We start from the raw sequence: 12979 nt of genomic DNA on the forward strand, positions 1-12979 counted from the left end.
CTCGTCGTCTCCTATCCCCGTGCCTGCGCGCTCTCGGCGGCGGGGGCCTCGACCGCCAGGGGCGTAACATCCGGGGCGGGCGCCGCAGCGCCGGACGGGTCCGGCCTGGGCGCTTCCACCTCACGCGCGTCCGCCGCCGGCGTCGCACCCTCCTGAACGGCCTCGGCCGGCTTCGGCGGCGGGTTGCGCCGCGCCTCGGCCACCGACTGGAGATGGGCGCGCAGGCTTGCGTCCTTCTTCACCAGCCGATGGAAGTCTCTCACATCCAGGACCAGCAGTTGGCAATAGCCCATCGCACGCACATCGGCGTTGCGCCTTTGGCGGGTCAGCAGGGCCATCTCGCCGAACACCTCCCCGGTGCCGAGCTGGACCGGCTCGTCCAGCCCCGGAACCAGCACCTCCACGGCGCCGGACGCGATGAAGAACATCGCGTCGCCGCGCTCGCCGCGCCGGACGATGGTTTCCCCCGGGAGGACCAGCCGCGGCTTCAGCAGGGTGGCAATTCCGCGCAGGCGGTCGCCCTCCAGCCCCTCGAACAGCGGCACCCGCCCGACGAGGTCCATCAGATCCAGCCGCAGATCGAGCTTCGGCAGGGCGTCGAGCGCGCGGCGGCGGTCGTCGAGATCGCGCTGCAGGTCGCTCAGGATCTCCTGGCTGATGATCGACTCGGCGAAGAGGGCCCGGTAGTCGGCCTCCTCCAGCCGCAGGGCGGCGCGGTTGACGTACCGGCTCTGCAGGAGCAGCGCATAGTCGGGATATTGCAGCTTCAGCGCCGCCAACGCCTGCTCGACCATGGCGAGGCGCACCGTCAGGATGCCTTCCAGCTCGCAGGCGACGTCGGTGCCCAGCACCTGCCCGACCTTGTCGTTGATGAACTCCAGCAGCTCGCGCTGCACGGTGCGCACCCCCAGAAGGATCTCGAACCGGAAGGCGAGCCGGCGGGCCAGCGGCGCGTGGATGCCCAGCCGGCGGTGCAGCAGGCTGGCGACCCGCATCCAGGGCGTGAAGGAGATGAAGGGTTCCTCGAAGGCGCGGTAACCGGCGCGGCCCTGGGCCTTCACCGCGTCGAGCAAGCGCCCGGTCCGGCGGTTCAGCAGCTCCGCAACCCCGCGCGACAGGATGCCCTCGCGGAAATGCTCGTAATACAGCTCCTCCTCGCGGTTCACCAGGATGACGAGGCCGATGGTCACGCGGTCCTCGTTGTTCAGCGGCGCTTCGGTCGACTGCTCCCGGAGGATGGCGTCGAGCCGGTCGCTGTATTGGGAGACGGTGGAGCCGACGGCCTGCTCGTCGACCTCGTAGCGGTGGGCCAGCCCCTCCACCCGCTCGCGCACCCCGGCCAGGGACAGGGCGAGCGCGCGGTTGCGCATGGCGTGCTCGACCGGCGACAGCTTGTTGAGGCCGAGCAGGTTGATGACGGCGCGCAGCGTCGTGCCGTTGATGAACAGCGTGTAGAAGACGAAGCCGGTGACCAGGACGGCGACGAAGCCCTGCACCCGGTCGGGCACGCGCCCGTTCTCGGTAACGGCCAGCGCCAGCGTCAGCGACACCGCGCCGCGCAGGCCGCCCCACAGCATCACCGCCTTGTAGGCGTGGCTGACCCGCTGGGCCAGTCCGGCGCCGGACAGCAGCGGCAGCAGGCCGAACAGCACCAGCGCGCGGGACAGCGTCGCCGCCCCGACCACGACCAGCACCAGCCCGACGTCGCTCCAACCGATGCCGCCCAGCAGGCGCGGCACCAACAGCGCCGTCATCAGGAAGATCAACGAGTTGGCCCAGAAACCGAGCTGTTTCCAGACATGCTCCAGAGCCCCCCAGGTGGCCGGCGAGATGCGCGTGCGTCCCACCGACCCGACGACCAGCGCCGCCGTGACCACCGCCACGACGCCCGAGGCGCCGACGTAATGCTCCGCCAGCACGTAGCTGAGATAGGCGAGCGCCACGGTCAGCGTGATCTCGGCCATCGGCTGGTCGCGCACCGGCTCCACGATCATGCAGACCACGCGCCCGCAGACATAACCGGTGGCCACGCCGCCCGCGAAGTCGCGCAGGAACTCCATCGCCGCTTCGGTCGCCCCGCCATGGGCGTTGCGGGTCAGCATGCCGAGCAGCAACGTGAACAGGGCGATGGCCGCGGCGTCGTTCAGCAGGCTCTCACCCTCGACCAGCATGGTCAGGCGGCGCGGCGCGCCCAGGTCGCGGAAGATGCTGACGACCGCCGCCGGATCGGTGGTGGCGACGATCGCCCCCAGCAGCAGGCAGGCGATCAGCCCCATGGAGGTGAAGAGGGTCAGCGCGTAGCCGACGGCGAAGGTGCAGACGAACACCGCCACCACGGCCATCAGCAGGATCGGCCAGACGTCGTCGAACAGCCGCCGCACGTCCACCGCCAGCGCCGTTTCGAACAGCAGCACCGGCAGGAAGATGTAGATCAGCACCTCGGACGAGATGTCCATCTCGGCCAGGGAATTCAGGAAGTCATGGAAGGGGCCGGTGCCGCCTTGGCCGGCGAAGGTCTGGATCACCAGCCCCAGAGCCACGCCCACGGCGGCCAGAAGCACCGTGTAGGGCACCCGCAGCCGGGCCGCCAGTGGCGGAAGCAGGCTGACCAGCGCCAGAAGGCCGGATACCGCGAGGACGTAGATGACGATGACGTGCATGGGGCTGCCTTGCCCTTGGGGGGTCGCGGCGCACGGTATCGCCCGATCGGGACGGTAGCAAGGTCAGGATAAGGGACAAAGCTGTTCCGTACGTGTGACCGGACGTACGGTCCGGCCACACCTGTGCGGAAGAGAACGTACAGCGGTCGCGCCCCGTCAGGCCACCGCCAGGGTCACCGTCATGCGGAACCCGCCGGTGGAGCGGTTCTCAGCCCGGACCTTGCCGCCGAAGGCCTCGATGTTCCGCCGCACGATCCACAGGCCGATTCCGAAATGGGTCGCCTCGGCCTGGTTCTGGGCCGCCGCGTCCTTCGGCATGCCCCGCCCCGGCTCGCGCTGGGAGAAGTAGCGTTCGAAGATGCGCGGCAGGTTCGCCGGATCGACGCCGGGCCCCTCGTCCTCGACCACCAGCTCCGCCCAGGCGCCGTTGCGCGACAGGCGCACGCTGACGGTGCCGTCGGGCGGCGAGAAGCTGACGGCGTTCTCCACCAGATTCTCGATGACGGTTTCCAAGATGTCCTCGCTGGCCCGGACGACCACCCCGGACTCGATGCGCGAACGCATGTGGAGCTGCCGTTCGGCGAGCAGGCTGGTGTAGCCGCCGGCCATGCGCTCGACCAGATCGGACAGGTCCACGCGGCGGCGCGGCGGAACCAGCAGGTCGGCGGCGGCCTCGTCCATGCGCCGCCCGAACGAGACCAGGCCGTCGAGCTTGTCCACCGACTTCTCGATCATGGTCAGGGCGCGCTGGCTGCGGTTGTCCTCGGCGGACAGGGAACGGCGCAGCGGCTCCACCGACTGGCGGATGACCGCGATGGGCGTCTTGTAGGCGTGGGCGTTGTCCTCCGCCGCACGGCGCAGCGACCGCGCGCTCTCGCGCAGGGTGTCGACCAGCCGGTCGAAGTCCTCGGCCACCCCCGACAGCTCCGGCACGGTGTTGCGGTTGGTGAAGGACCCCTGCCCGCCCTCGCCGATGCCGCCCGACACGATGTCGCGCGCCAGATCGCCGAAGCGGTGCAGGTTGCGCCACACCCCCAGCAGGACGGCCATGACCAGCGCCGCCATGACGATGTAGATCATCGCCGCGGCCTGAACGACCGGCGTGCTCCAGTAGGGCCGCCCCAGGGAGGATTCCAGATAGCCGCCGGCGGTGTGGCTGGTGACGAGCGCCCAGCAGCCGAAGGCGGTGTTGACCGGCGTGACCGAGGTCAGAATTTCATAGCCGCCGGAGGAACGCGGCAGGCGCAGCGCCAGCGGCTCGTTCCCGGCGCAGGAGGCGCCCAACCGGTCCAGCACCCCCTGTTCGAGGAGCTGGTGCCGCTCGGCGTCCAGATCGTCGGTGGGCACCGACGGGGCGGCGGCGACGTAGTAGAAGCCGTCGCTGCCCATCAGGTTGTTGCCGGCCAGCGCGCGCGGCCGGACCAGCAGCTTCAGCCGGGTGTTCCCGTCCGCGAAGCGGCGCAGGATGGGGCCGAGCTGCGGCAAGGCCGCGCGGTTGGCGCGGGACAGGTCCGGCTCCAACGCGCGGGCGATCAGCTCGCCCTGCCGCTGCGCGCTTTGCAGCAGCAGGGTCTGCGTCGTGGTGTCGGCGCGCTGGAACTGATCATAGATCAGCACCGGGACCGCCAGGAAGACGATGGTCAGCAGCGCCAGCCGGCTGGCCAGCGAGTGCCACAACCACCGCAACCGGCCGCCGGGGAAACCCGCCATGGAGAAGCCTCCCTTGGTGAGTTCCGCCCCGTCCCGCACCCCGTCAGGCCCGCGGGCCTCAATCGGCAGCAGCGCCATCGGCCATCACATCCGCGTCGTCGTCGCGCGTGCGGCCCGTGCCACCGGTGCCGTTGCCCCAGCGGTAGCCAAAGCCCGGATAGTTCTCAATGCAGTCGAACTCGGCATCCACCACGCGGAACTTCTGGCGAATGCGCTTGATGAAGGCACGGACGTTGGCGCGGTAGCCCGACGGGCCGTAGCCGGCCAGGAAGCCCTTGCCATGCACGAGGTCGTAGATCTCGCGGTAGGACACATCCTCTTCCGGACGGGTCGCCATCAGCTTGACGATGTTGAACTCGGTCAGCGTCAGGTCGATGCGCTTGCCGTTCCACAGGGCGCGGCTGTTGTCCAGGCGCAGGTCGAGATTGCCCAGCGCGTAGACGGATTCCTTCGGCCCCTCGGCCTCTTCCGGCGTGCCCTTGGAGCCGTCCACGATGAGGCGCATGCGCTTCAGCAGGATCGACAGGCTGCGCGACTTCTCGACGAAGTCGAGCGCGCCGCCGGCCAGGGCGGCCTCTTCGTAGATCTGGTCCGACAGCACGGTGAGGAAGATCACCGGCAGGTCGATGCCGCGGGAGCGCATCTGGCGCAGGACGTCGATGCCGTCCATCTTCGGCATGCGCCAGTCCAGCAGGACGATGTCCACCGAACCGCCCTCGGCGAAGAAGTCGAGCGCGGGTTCGCCACGGTCGAAGGTGATGACCTCATACCCCTCGTCGGCGAGGTTGAGGCTGAGGGATTCGCGGAACAGGTCGTCGTCGTCGACCAGCGCCACGCGGGCGACGGCGGCCTCAGTCATTGCGGACATCCCAGCCTTGGGCAAGGAGTTGAGCGAAGCATCGTTTATCGACATCTGGGACATTTTCGCTGCTCTTCATATCGTAGGAAAGGGCACGGAAGTCCTGGGAGGACGTCATGTCCATGAAGAAGAAGACTTTGAGCGAGCAATCGCCCTTAGCGTAATGCCACACCTTTGCAGGTGGCGCCTCTTCCGTTGCGGCAGGGGTGCCCAGGAGACGCCGGGTCTGGACTTGGTCCAGGCCGACGAGCGTTTCGGGGGACAGGGTGACGGGCGGGCTGGCGCCGCCGTACGGTACGGGGGGCAGCCCCGCCACCTCTGTCCCAGCCATGGCGATGACCTCGGCGGCGGGACCGGTCCCCGGACCGTTCACCGCCGGCGTGGCCGCCTGATCCTTGCCCGCGGCTTTGACGCGCGGAGGAGCAGGCTTCGTCTTCGGCACCGGAACGGCCATGGCGGTCGGTCCGGCGGTCTGCGTCTCGGGAGGAACCGTGGTGCCGGGGCACCCGGCCAGCAGAAGAACCGCCAGCACAAGGCCCGCCTTCCGCCGCCGGCACCCCACTCCGGCATTGGTTCCAGCCACTTCGCATATGGTACCCGTCATCGTCATCGTCGGGCCTTTCAAGCATCGTGGTTGAATTCGCGGGCTGTGTTGCTGGCCCCATGCCTGCACTTGCCGCCTCCGTGAGATCAAGGTCAGTCCAGTCTGGTTAATGTGGCGTTAAACCCCTGTTTGATACCCCCTTTTTGCGCACATTTGCGGCCAATTTTTGTTCCTACTCCTATCGATAGGTCGGATTTCGAACTAATTTGCCTATTTGTGGGTTAGAAGGGGCGGCGCTGGTCGCCTCAAATACCCACACTTCCCTTTGGCTTATCCTATGACGGGAGAAGCGCGAAGGGTCCGCGCACGGAGCGCGTGGCGCCGTGCGGCCATGGGCGGGAAAACCGGCGGGTGGGAAGGGAAAAGAAAAGGGCGAAAAAGAGCCCCAAAAACAATCGGCGGCGGAGCCACCCGGGTATGGCCCCACCGCCGGTCAGCCGGACGGGCAACAGTATCCATAAGATGAGAACGCCACTGAGACGTCTCACGCGATGTTGCCGCTTGAACTCCAGCCTTCTATCCGGCCGGCGTTACCGCCGGTCGGCACTGTGCGTACAATGCTTTTCGAGCATCAACCTTCACGCCGACCATCCTGCGCCCGTCCGATGCCCTCGTCAAGGCTGCTTTGACTGCAAAATGGGCTGGATTAACTCCGACGGCGATACTTCCGATGGCAATTGGCCAACACGCACAAAGGAGGTGCTCAAGAAGGCGGAGAGCGCCATAGGCACCGGAGGCCGATGCCCCTAGGCGAGCAGATTGACCGAACCGGACTGTGCGGGCACCCCCAGATCGCCTCCGCCAAACGCCGGCAGGCTGTCCGCCGAGGCCGCGATCGCGCCCCCCTCGGCGGACCCTTCCGGCTCGCCGGAACCACTGTCCGTGCCGTTCGGGTCGGTCATGGCCTCCACGAAGTCCTTCAGGGTCGTGCTGGACCCGAAAGCCGCTTGGCGCAGCTCGTTGACGTTGTCCTGGGACTCTTCGACAATCTTGTCGTAATCCTTGAAGGACTCTCGTCTTGCCTTGCGCCTCTCTTCAGCCTGATCCAGTTCGTTGGCGGCCTTTGCTTCGGCAATGATCGACTTCGCCGTGGCAAGGACGGCCTCCACCCGGCGCCCGAACTCGTCGGCCTCACGGTAGCGCGACATCTTCAGGTCGTTGTCGGCCATCATCCGCTGGATGTAGTTGCGGATCCGGTCGCCCTGTGGCGCGGCGGGGGCGGCGTTCAGGCTGGGCGCCTCCTCCGACATCAAGCGCTCCAGGTCGCTCCCCTGCCCGTCCGCCGCCTGCTCCTCGGCCTCCTTGTCGGCTTTTGCCTCAGCCCGGTCCTTTTCCTTCTCCTGCTCGGTCTTTGCGGTGGCGGCCTTGCCCTCCGACGACGCCTTGCCATCCGAAGCCACGCTTTGGACGGAGACCTGCCCGGCCAGACCGGCCGCCTCCGTCGCCACCGCCTCGGCGGAGCGCGCCTCCCCGTCCTCGGTCGCCTCTTCCACCGCCGCCGCATCCGCGGCGGCGGTGGTCCCCTCCGTGGCGGCGCCGTCGGTTGACAGCACGGACGGAACCGGTGCCATGGACGCGTCCGGCGGCGCGCCTTCGGCCGGGGCGCCCTCCCCGGGAGCACCATCGCCGCGGATGGTCACCGTCACATCGACGGCGATCTCCGTCTGGACCAGGGTGATGGAGGTGCGGGTGGTTGTCCGCTCAATGGTGATGCCGCCGGCGGACGGCGCTCCCGCACCGCCGGGAAGCCCCATTTCCGCGGCCGCGGCCACGCCGGCACCATACTCCTTGGCCGCCCGCCCGGCCTGCTTGGCGAGGATCGCGGCTTCGCGCGCCAGCTGCACCAGCTTTTCCCGGTCGCCCCGGCTGTGGCGCATCATCATCTTCAGTTCTTCGATCTTGCGCTCGACCTCATCCAGCCGTTGCGCGGCGACGGCCTTCGGCCCGCCGACGCGCTTGGCTTCCTCCAGCGCGTTGACGACGGCGGTGAAATTCTTCTGCTGCTCCGGAGTCATGGTGAAGGGCAGCTTCGCCTGGTCGGCCTTCTCGGTCAGGACCTGCTTGGCGTCCTTGCCCTCCATGGCCTCAAGCGCGCGCTCCCAGTCCTTCTTGGCCTTCTGAAGCTGGAAAAGGCTGTTCTGGCCGTTGGTCAGAGCGGAAAATATGCCGTTCACGGCCACCTCCTCCGGTTCGTCGGAACCTTCGCGAATTCGCGGAGAAGTTTAGCACAGTTTCGAAGCCCGTCCAATTCCGACAGCGCATCGGAAAGCTGGGCGGCAACCCCGCGTTGCTTCGCAGGAACGCAATACACACCTCGGAACTCCGATGCCCATGACGGTGTTTGATTCCCGACATCGGACGCCGCAAAGCGCGGCGAATTGCCGCAGGCTGCGGACCGGAACACACCCGCAGCCGACCCCGAGGAGGAAAACAGATGGCAGACCGCGATACGTTGGGCACCGGCGAACCGAACCGCAAGACGCCGGACCCGATGGCCGACCGTGGGGCGAACACGGGAATGGGGAACGACCGTTCGCAAAATCGGGGTTCCTCCCACGATATCAACCGTATGGCCGGCGAGGCCGCCGATGCCGGCCGCAACACCCTCGGCGACGCCCAGGGCCGCATCCGCTCCCTTCTGGAGATGCAGACCGACCGCGCCGCCGACCAGCTGGGCAGCGTCGCCAACGCGCTGCACAAGGCCGCGGAGCAGTTGAACGACGAGAACAACGGCACCGCCGCCCACTACGCCGGGCAGGCCGCCGACCGGGTGGAGCGGGTGGCCGACATGCTGCGCAACTCCACCGTGGACGACATGGTGGGTCAGGTGGAGCGCTTCGCGCGGCGCCAGCCGGAGGTCTTCGTCGGCGCCGCCTTCGCCGTGGGCTTCCTGTTCGCCCGCTTCGTCAAAAGCTCCGGGGAACGGCGATTTCGCGGCGCCTCGTCGTCGCATCTGACCGGTGGCTATGCCCGGCACGACCGCGGCTACGGCGGTCAAGGCCAGGAACATCACGATTACCGTGATTTCGGCCTGCGCGGCGCCGACCGTGCCGGTCAGGAGGCTCTGCGCACCGACCATGACCTCGCCGGCCACCGCCGGACCGGGACCGGCGGCTTCGGCGGCTCGGCCTCCACGGACGGTCCCGGCGCGGCGCGGCCGAGGTCCGGCCTGTCGTCCGGCATCGCCTCCTCCGGCATGACGTCGACGACGGCCATCACCTCGGCCGGCGGCGGGATCGGCCGCAACCAGGAGAGCCCGCGTCCGCTGAACGCCGCCACCGCGGCGACCACCGCCGCCCGCACCCGTGACGCCGCGGAAATGGTCGCCGCCTCCACGCCGGGCGGTGCCCAGGGCGGCGCCTCCGCCTCCAAGCCGGTGTCCGGCACGCCGACCCAGGAGGTCAAACCATGAGCGCTGCGGAGGACCGTTCCTACGATCCGCGGCAAGACCGACCCATCGCAGGCCTGTTCGCCGATCTGGCGCGCGAGACCACCAATCTCGCCCGCACCGAGATCGAGTTGGCCAAGGCCGAACTGACCGAAAAGGCCGGCCAGGCCGCGGGCGGCGCGGCCTATGTGGTCGCCGGCGGGCTCATCGCCTTCGCGGGCGTTCTGGTCCTGCTGGCCGCGGCGGTGCTGGCCCTGTCGAAGGTGGTCGAGCCCTGGCTGGCCGCCGTCATCGTCGGGGCCGTCGTGCTGGTCATCGGCGGCGTGCTGGCGATGATCGGCAAGAAGCGGCTCAGCCCGGAAAATCTTCAGCCGCAGCGCACCATCGAGACGCTGCGCGACGACAAGCGCTGGGCCCGCTCCCAGCTCGCGCGATGAGCGGCCCATGAGCGACGGATCAATGAACGGCGGTGAGAAGGGGCGCGGAAAGCCCCGCGACTACGACGCGATGCAACGGGAGATCCGCGAACGCCAGGCCCGGATCGGCGACACGATCCAGGTCCTGAAGCGCAAGACCGCGCGGCTCGCTCCCCGTCACCTGATGGAGCAGACCATGAACCGGATGCACACCACCCCCGGCGGCTACGGCGAACGCGCCCAGGACCGCTACTACGAGCCGATCCGCAACCAGACCCACCAGCGGTCCCATTCGGTCGGCGAGACCATGCGCAGCAACCCCATCCCGCTCGCCATGATCGGCATCGGGCTGGGCTGGCTGGCCCTGACCGCCTCGGGCTACGACCGGCGCATTGCGCGCAGCGGCACGATGCACAACGTCCGCGACCGCGCCGGCAGCGCCGCGCAGTACGCCCGCGACACCTTCTACAGCGCCGGCAGCAGCGTGCGCGAGGCCGCCAGCCACGCCTATGAACGGGCCAGCGACGCCGCGAGCCACGTCTACGAACGGGCGAGCGACGCCGTGGACGAGGCCGGCGACCGCGTGCGCGGCCTCGCCGACCATGCCCGCGACCGGGCGAGCGACCTGACCGACCACGCCCGCGACCGGGCGCACGGCATGCGCCGGGACATGAGCAGCCGTGTGGACAGCCACATCGGCAATCACGGGACCAGCCACTTCCGCGCGTCGGACCGGCTGCACAGCGCGACCGGGCGCTTCTGGGAGATGGTGGACGACCACCCGATGGTCGCCGGCATGATGGGCGTCGCGCTGGGTGCGGCGCTGGGCGCGAGCATCCCCTCCTCGCGCTATGAGGACCGCTGGGTCGGCGACTACGCCGACGAGGCGACGAACCGCGCCAAGGAGATGGCCCTCGACGCCATGGACCGCGGCACCCGCGCCGCCAGGGCGGCGGTCGAAGCCGCCAAGGAAGAGGTCGGAGACGCGGTGAGCGCGGCCAGCGACGCGGCGCGGGAGGAGGCGCGCAAGCCGGGCTGATCCGGTTTCGCTGACGGCTCCTTTCGGGTTCCACGCTGACTGCACCGGCCCCGCGGCCTCGACCGCGGGGCCGGCTTTTCATTTCCGACCGCGGCGTATGGTTTCCCGTGGGTGGAGGACGTCCGCGACAGTTCGCCGCAGCGTGCGCCGGGCGCAGCCCTGCCATCCTTATACCCGAGTGTTTTTCCCGGTTATCCCGCTCCGGTTCCGCTTGACAAAGGTCCTATGATGGCCACTTAATCTGGACCAATTTAGTCCTGTATCGGGGTGGTCATGATCCGGCTGAGCAAGCTGACCGACTACGCCATCGTCGTGATGAGCGAAATGGCGCGCCATGTGGGCACGGTGCACACCGTCTCCCATCTGGCGGAGCGCACGGGCGTGCCCTCCCCCACGGTCGCCAAGCTCATGAAGACGCTGACCCCGGCGGGGCTCACGACCTCGCACCGCGGCGCCGCCGGTGGTTATGCGCTCAGCCGCACCGCCGATGCAATCTCTATCGCCGAGATCATCACGGCGCTCGACGGCCCGATCGCGCTCACCGCCTGCGTGGAGGGCGGCGACAGCCAATGCGGCGTGCAGCGCCTGTGCCCGATGCGCGGCGGCTGGGAGAAGGTCAACAGCGCCATCCGCGGCGCGCTCGAACAGGTGACGCTGGCCGACATGATGGGTCCGCCCGCCTGGGCGGAGGGTCCACCCGGCCCGCTCGACAGCATTGGAGCCGGCCCAGGCCCGGCACGGCGCGCCGCCGTCTGACGTTTCGGCGCCTTCATCGGACAACGCTTTCAGGGAACGAGAGACAAGCATGGCCGCCACGACCGAAACCGTCGAACAGGTCCGCGCCGTCACGGAGCAGAAGTACAAGTACGGCTTCACGACGGACATCGAATCGGATGTCGCGCCCAAGGGCCTGAACGAGGACACCGTCCGCTTCATCTCCGCCAAGAAGGAGGAGCCGGAATGGCTTCTCGAATGGCGCCTGAAGGCGTTCCGCGTCTGGCAGGAGATGGAGGAGCCGCGCCATTGGGCGAAGCTGTCCTACCCGCCAATCGACTATCAGGACGCGCACTACTACGCCGCGCCCAAGATGAAGGACCGCCCGAAGTCGCTGGACGAGGTCGATCCCGAGCTGCTGAAGACCTACGAGAAGCTGGGCATCCCGCTGCGCGAGCAGGAGATCCTGGCCGGCGTCGAGGGGGCCGAGGGCAAGAGCCCGGCCATCGCCGTGGACGCCGTGTTCGACAGCGTGTCGGTCGCCACCACCTTCAAGGCCAAGCTGGAGGAGATGGGCATCATCTTCTGCTCGATCTCCGAGGCCGTGCACAAGTGCCCGGAGCTGGTCCAGAAGTATCTCGGCTCCGTCGTGCCGTACACGGACAACTTCTACGCGACGCTGAACTGCGCGGTCTTCACCGACGGCAGCTTCGTCTACATCCCGAAGGGCGTGCGCTGCCCGATGGAGCTGTCCACCTACTTCCGCATCAACCAAGCCAACACCGGCCAGTTCGAGCGGACGCTGATCATCGCCGACGAGGGCAGCTACGTCAGCTATCTGGAAGGCTGCACGGCGCCCCAGCGCGACGAGAACCAGCTGCACGCCGCGGTGGTCGAGCTGGTGGCCCTCGATGACGCCCAGATCAAGTACTCGACGGTCCAGAACTGGTACCCGGGCAACGCGGAGGGCATCGGCGGCATCTACAACTTCGTGACGAAGCGCGGCGCCTGCCGCGGCCGCAACTCGAAGATCTCCTGGACGCAGGTGGAAACCGGTTCGGCCATCACCTGGAAGTACCCGAGCTGCATCCTGCAGGGCGACAACTCGGTGGGCGAGTTCTATTCGGTCGCCATCACGAACAACTTCCAGCAGGCCGACACCGGCACCAAGATGATCCACATCGGCAAGAACACCCGCTCGACCATCGTGTCGAAGGGCATCTCCGCCGGGCGTGCGCAGCAGACCTACCGCGGGCTGGTGAAGATCCTGCCGAAGGCGGAGGGCGCGCGCAACCACACCCAGTGCGACAGCCTGTTGATCGGCGACCAGTGCGGCGCCCACACGGTGCCCTACATCGAGAACCGCAACCGCACCGCCCGCGTCGAGCACGAGGCGACGACCGCCAAGATCAGCGAGGACCAGCTGTTCTACTGCCGCCAGCGCGGCCTGTCGGAAGAGGACGCCGTGTCGCTGATCGTCAACGGCTTCTGCAAGGAAGTGCTGAAGGAGCTGCCCATGGAGTTCGCCGTGGAAGCCCAGAAGCTCGTCGGCATCAGCCTCGAAGGCAGCGTCGGCTGACCGCCCACCG

The 12979-nt window shown here is 68.3% G+C and carries 10 protein-coding genes; 5 read left to right on the forward strand and 5 right to left on the reverse strand.

Going from position 1 to position 12979, the window contains the following annotated elements:
• Positions 1 to 11 precede the first annotated feature (11 nt).
• The 5 genes from ABVN73_RS17340 to ABVN73_RS17360 all read right to left on the reverse strand — a co-directional run bounded on the left by ABVN73_RS17340 (position 12) and on the right by ABVN73_RS17360 (position 8007).
• Entirely contained in the window at positions 12 to 2660 is a 2649-nt protein-coding gene (locus ABVN73_RS17340; RefSeq protein ID WP_353859541.1) for a cation:proton antiporter, read from the reverse strand.
• A gap of 156 nt (positions 2661 to 2816) precedes the next feature.
• Positions 2817 to 4448 carry a HAMP domain-containing sensor histidine kinase gene (locus tag ABVN73_RS17345; protein ID WP_353859542.1) on the reverse strand — a complete coding sequence of 544 codons (1632 nt, stop codon included), beginning with the start codon at positions 4446 to 4448 and terminating at the stop codon, positions 2817 to 2819.
• Positions 4429 to 5238, reverse strand: a complete 810-nt coding sequence (locus tag ABVN73_RS17350; protein WP_353859543.1) for a response regulator transcription factor — start codon at positions 5236 to 5238, stop codon at positions 4429 to 4431. Before ABVN73_RS17350 ends, ABVN73_RS17345 begins: the two co-directional genes overlap by 20 nt.
• On the reverse strand, positions 5222 to 5761 hold the full coding sequence (locus ABVN73_RS17355; RefSeq protein ID WP_353859544.1) for a hypothetical protein: 540 nt from the start codon (positions 5759 to 5761) through the stop codon (positions 5222 to 5224). Before ABVN73_RS17355 ends, ABVN73_RS17350 begins: the two co-directional genes overlap by 17 nt.
• 818 nt (positions 5762 to 6579) lie before the next feature.
• Positions 6580 to 8007 (reverse strand): hypothetical protein, encoded by a 1428-nt coding sequence (locus ABVN73_RS17360; RefSeq protein ID WP_353859545.1) that lies wholly within the window; start codon positions 8005 to 8007, stop codon positions 6580 to 6582.
• Between the two features lie 260 nt (positions 8008 to 8267).
• Between ABVN73_RS17360 and ABVN73_RS17365 the strand changes: the two genes are divergently transcribed.
• From ABVN73_RS17365 to sufB, 5 genes are all read left to right on the forward strand, one after another.
• On the forward strand, positions 8268 to 9245 hold the full coding sequence (locus tag ABVN73_RS17365; protein WP_353859546.1) for a hypothetical protein: 978 nt from the start codon (positions 8268 to 8270) through the stop codon (positions 9243 to 9245).
• Positions 9242 to 9658, forward strand: coding sequence for a phage holin family protein (locus tag ABVN73_RS17370; RefSeq protein ID WP_035676152.1), 417 nt, complete (start codon positions 9242 to 9244; stop codon positions 9656 to 9658). Before ABVN73_RS17365 ends, ABVN73_RS17370 begins: the two co-directional genes overlap by 4 nt.
• 7 nt (positions 9659 to 9665) lie before the next feature.
• Positions 9666 to 10676 carry a hypothetical protein gene (locus ABVN73_RS17375; protein WP_353859547.1) on the forward strand — a complete coding sequence of 337 codons (1011 nt, stop codon included), beginning with the start codon at positions 9666 to 9668 and terminating at the stop codon, positions 10674 to 10676.
• 273 nt (positions 10677 to 10949) lie between these two features.
• Complete coding sequence (locus tag ABVN73_RS17380; RefSeq protein ID WP_145671907.1) at positions 10950 to 11432, forward strand: SUF system Fe-S cluster assembly regulator; 483 nt, start codon at positions 10950 to 10952, stop codon at positions 11430 to 11432.
• A gap of 49 nt (positions 11433 to 11481) precedes the next feature.
• On the forward strand, positions 11482 to 12969 hold the full coding sequence (gene sufB, locus ABVN73_RS17385) for a Fe-S cluster assembly protein SufB (protein WP_353859548.1): 1488 nt from the start codon (positions 11482 to 11484) through the stop codon (positions 12967 to 12969).
• The last annotated feature ends 10 nt before the right edge of the window (positions 12970 to 12979 follow it).

This window comes from Azospirillum formosense, from assembly GCF_040500525.1.
Taxonomy (GTDB): Bacteria; Pseudomonadota; Alphaproteobacteria; order Azospirillales; family Azospirillaceae; genus Azospirillum; species Azospirillum formosense_A.

Coding starts and splice junctions, on each gene's coding strand:
- ABVN73_RS17340 (WP_353859541.1), bottom strand. CDS start 2,660: ATGCACGTCATCGTCATCTACGTCCTCGCGGTATCCGGCCTTCTGGCG.
- ABVN73_RS17345 (WP_353859542.1), bottom strand. CDS start 4,448: ATGGCGCTGCTGCCGATTGAGGCCCGCGGGCCTGACGGGGTGCGGGAC.
- ABVN73_RS17350 (WP_353859543.1), bottom strand. CDS start 5,238: ATGTCCGCAATGACTGAGGCCGCCGTCGCCCGCGTGGCGCTGGTCGAC.
- ABVN73_RS17365 (WP_353859546.1), top strand. CDS start 8,268: ATGGCAGACCGCGATACGTTGGGCACCGGCGAACCGAACCGCAAGACG.
- ABVN73_RS17370 (WP_035676152.1), top strand. CDS start 9,242: ATGAGCGCTGCGGAGGACCGTTCCTACGATCCGCGGCAAGACCGACCC.
- ABVN73_RS17375 (WP_353859547.1), top strand. CDS start 9,666: ATGAGCGACGGATCAATGAACGGCGGTGAGAAGGGGCGCGGAAAGCCC.
- ABVN73_RS17380 (WP_145671907.1), top strand. CDS start 10,950: ATGATCCGGCTGAGCAAGCTGACCGACTACGCCATCGTCGTGATGAGC.
- sufB (WP_353859548.1), top strand. CDS start 11,482: ATGGCCGCCACGACCGAAACCGTCGAACAGGTCCGCGCCGTCACGGAG.